Annotated in this window: 3 protein-coding genes and 1 pseudogene; 2 read left to right on the forward strand and 2 right to left on the reverse strand. The window is 75.6% G+C overall.

The window, feature by feature from the left end; translation table 11 throughout:
* A pseudogene (locus ACOJUF_RS19795) lies at positions 1-367 on the reverse strand (hypothetical protein); the annotation flags it as partial.
* Entirely contained in the window at positions 364-1455 is a 1092-nt protein-coding gene (locus ACOJUF_RS19800; RefSeq protein ID WP_420123536.1) for an LLM class flavin-dependent oxidoreductase, read from the reverse strand. The pseudogene ACOJUF_RS19795 and the gene ACOJUF_RS19800, both read right to left, overlap by 4 nt.
* A gap of 192 nt (positions 1456-1647) precedes the next feature.
* Here ACOJUF_RS19800 and ACOJUF_RS19805 point away from each other — a divergent pair, with 192 nt between their 5' ends.
* Together ACOJUF_RS19805 and ACOJUF_RS19810 are read left to right on the forward strand one after the other, a co-directional pair.
* Positions 1648-3129: an NDP-hexose 2,3-dehydratase family protein gene (locus tag ACOJUF_RS19805; protein ID WP_420123537.1), complete on the forward strand. Its 1482-nt coding sequence runs from the start codon at positions 1648-1650 to the stop codon at positions 3127-3129.
* The coding region (locus ACOJUF_RS19810; RefSeq protein WP_420123538.1) for an NAD-dependent epimerase/dehydratase family protein at positions 3122-3302 on the forward strand (181 nt) is incomplete at its 3' end. The genes ACOJUF_RS19805 and ACOJUF_RS19810, both read left to right, overlap by 8 nt.

Here is a 3302-nt window from a genome sequence, read left to right on the forward strand (position 1 = left end):
CCTGTATCTGCAGCAACACGGCGCCGCCGCCGCACCCCTCCACCCCCGGCGCGGCGGCCGCACCCCGGTCGCCCACCACCCACGGCCGGCCCGGGGCCCGGCACCCCGGGCCGGCGTCGTCGGTGCCACCGACGAAGACCGTGCCGGTCGCGCCGACCAGCCCCGCGGCCAGCACGGCGGGCAGGGTGTCGGCGGTCTCGAGCACCGCGACGGCGGTGCCGGTCGCGGGCGGCGGGCCGCCGATGTGGTCGCGGCCGGTCCCCCAGGTCATCAGGGCCCGTTTGATCATGCGCCGGTCGGTCTCGGCCGGGTCGGTCCCGATCGGGTCGGTCCCGATCGGGTGGGCGTCGGTGGGGGCCGGGTTCATCGGGCATCCTCGATCGGGGTCGGGGCCGCCACGGTGGCGGCGGAGCGGGTCGGGACGTCGGCGTCGGCGTCGGCGTCGGCGGCGGCGGCGGCGGCGGTCAGCATCGTCTTCAGGTCGTCCATCGCCGCCCGGGGACCGTGCCGGTTGAACACGCCGGTCAGGTTCAGCACGATCTCGTCGACGCCGGCGGCGCGGTAGGCCCGGAACTGCCCGGCGAGTTCTTCCGGGTCGCCGTACAGGAAACCGCCCGCGGTCACCAGCTTCTTCGCGTCGAGGGTGAGATCGTCGCCGGTCACGTCGATCCCGGCCCGGCGCAGCATGTCCTGGTAGTGCGGCAGGGACAGGTGGGCGGAGCTGCCGCCCAGCGTCAGGTCGACCGGGTCCCGGTCGGGCCGGCGCAGCGCCGCCGGCACCAGCGCGGTGATCCGGGGGCGCGCCCGGCCGGCCCGGGCGGCGCCCGCCGCGGCCGCCGGGACGATGGTCTCGGCCAGGTAGCGGGCCGGGGTGAGCCAGGTGATGGCGAGGTCGGCGACCTCGCCGGCCAGGTCGGCCATGCCCGACCGCAGCACCCCCAGGCCCAGGTCGATCCGCGGGGTGGGCACGTGCGGGAGCCGGCCCCGGCACGTGTAGTACTCGCCGGCCACGTCGACCGGCCGCCCGGCGACCAACTCGCGGACGATGGTCAGGTACTCGCGCGTCGCGGTCAGCGGGCTGCGGTACGCCTCGCCGAGCAGGCTCTGCTGCAACGACCGGGCTCCGGGCCCGAACCCGGCGACGACCGATTCGCCGGTGGTCATCGCGAGCGAGACCGCCAGATCCGCCGCGGCGAACGGATGCCGCAGCGGCATCAACGTCACCGCCAGACCGGTCGGCACCCGGAATCCGGCCCCCGCGGTCGCGGCGAACGTGCTGAACGGCTCGATCGCCAGGGCCTGGCCCTGCCACAGCCGCTCGGCCGCGGTCCATTCGACCAGGGCCGCGTAGGGCAGGACCTGCTCGGGCCGCCGCGGGATGAACGGCAGCAGGACCGAGAGGGACCCGGACGGCCGCGCGGTTCCCGGCCCGGTCGCCACCAGCACCTCGCTCATGACCGGCTCCCTCCGCCGCCCTGGCCGATGCGGGTCCGCATCGCCGACGGGACCGAGTCAAGCGCGGGACCCCGGCCGGCCGGGGTCCGGTGACCGGTTCCTGCCATCCGTCCGGCCGGCGGTCCGCGAGGGCCGACAGTGGGAGCCGACCGGGGCAGGACGGGCGGACCCGGACGAGAGCGAGGAGCCGAGATGAGCGTCGTGGACACCCGAGCAGCCCGGGCCACCCCGTCCCGGATCGCCGCGTCCGTGCTGGCCCCCGGCACGTTCCTGCCGACCACCGCGGAGGTGACGGGCTGGGTCCGCGCGGCGAACGCCGACGTGTGGACCGACGTGACCGTGGTCGATCTGGCCGATGTGGACGGCTGGCACACCGGGCCCGGCGAGGCGACGCTGCGGCACGTCTCGGGCGCGTTCTTCTCGATCGACGGCATCGAGGTCACGGCGTCCACCGACCCGGTCGGGCTCGGTCGGGCGCCGACCGTCCGGCGGTGGGCGCAGCCGATCATCGACCAGCCCGAGATCGGCGTGCTGGGCATCCTGGTCCGCGAGTTCGACGGGGTCCTGCACTGCCTGATGCAGCCCAAGGCCGAGCCGGGCAACCACAACGGGGTGCAGATCTCCCCGACGGTGCAGGCGACCCGCAGCAACTACACCCGGCGGCACGGCGGGACGGCAGTGCCCTACCTGGAGTACTTCCTCGGCGGCGCGGCCCCCGGGCGGACCGTGATCAGCGACGTGCGGCAGTCCGAGCAGGGGTCGCGGTTCCTGGGCAAGCGCAACCGGAACATGGTCGTCGAGGTGACCGGGGACCTGCCGATCGTCGACGGGTTCCAGTGGCTGACGATCGGTCAGCTGCACGCCCTGCTGTGGGTGGACGACCTGGTCAACATGGACGCCCGGACGGTGCTGTCCTGCCTGCCGTTCCCCGGGGCCGAGCTGGCGGCCGGGCACCCGGATCCGGACGTCGACGGCTGCGGGGACGGGTTCACCGCGGCGCTGGTGCGCTCCTGCGACCCGCGGTGGGGCAGCCGGCACGCCACGGACGCCGTCCTGCGCTGGATCACCGAGGTCCGGGCGCGGACCCAGGTGGCCGTCCGCCGGCGCCCCCTGACCGGCCTGCCCGGCTGGCGCCGGGCCGGCGGCCGCATCGGCCACGAGTCCGGTGCGTTCTTCGACGTCATCGGCGTCCAGGTGCGGGCCGGCGGGCGCGAGGTGGCCCGGTGGAGCCAGCCGATGGTCGCCGAGCGCGGCCTGGGCCTGGTGGCGTTCCTGGTCACCCGGATCGACGGCGTCCTGCACGTGCTCGCCCACCTGCGGGTCGAGCCGGGTCTGGTGGACGTCGCGGAGATCGCCCCCACCGTCCAGTGCACCCCGCTGAACTGGGACTACCTGAGCGAGACCCCGCGCCCGCGGTTCCTGGACGAGGTGCTGGCCGCCCCATCGACGCGGATCCGGCACGACTCGGTCCAGTCCGTGGAGGGCGGCCGGTTCTTCCGGACCCGGTACCGGCACGTGGTGGTCGAGACCGAGGCGGTGCCGGAGCCGCCGGACTACCGGTGGCTGGCCCTGCACCAGCTGACCGATCTGGCCCGGCACAGCCACTACCTCAACGAACAGGCCCGCTCGCTGCTGGCCTGCATCCGTTCGCTGGTGTTGAGCCCGCATGGCTGACCGGGTGACCCGGTGGGCCCGACCGGACGGGGCACCGCTGGTGACGGTGCTGGGCGCGAGCGGGTTCATCGGCCGCGCGGTCGTCGCCGACCTGACGCGGCGCGGCTACCGGGTCCGCGCCGTCGGCCGCCGGCGTGCGCGTCTGCCCGAGGCCGGACCCGCGACCGAGCCGG

It is taken from the genome of Nakamurella sp. (genome assembly GCF_048594475.1).
Lineage (GTDB): Bacteria > Actinomycetota > Actinomycetes > Mycobacteriales > Nakamurellaceae > Nakamurella.

Bases quoted from the DNA above. Each gene is read 5' to 3' on its own strand.
- ACOJUF_RS19800 (WP_420123536.1), bottom strand. From the start codon at position 1,455: ATGAGCGAGGTGCTGGTGGCGACCGGGCCGGGAACCGCGCGGCCGTCC.
- ACOJUF_RS19805 (WP_420123537.1), top strand. From the start codon at position 1,648: ATGAGCGTCGTGGACACCCGAGCAGCCCGGGCCACCCCGTCCCGGATC.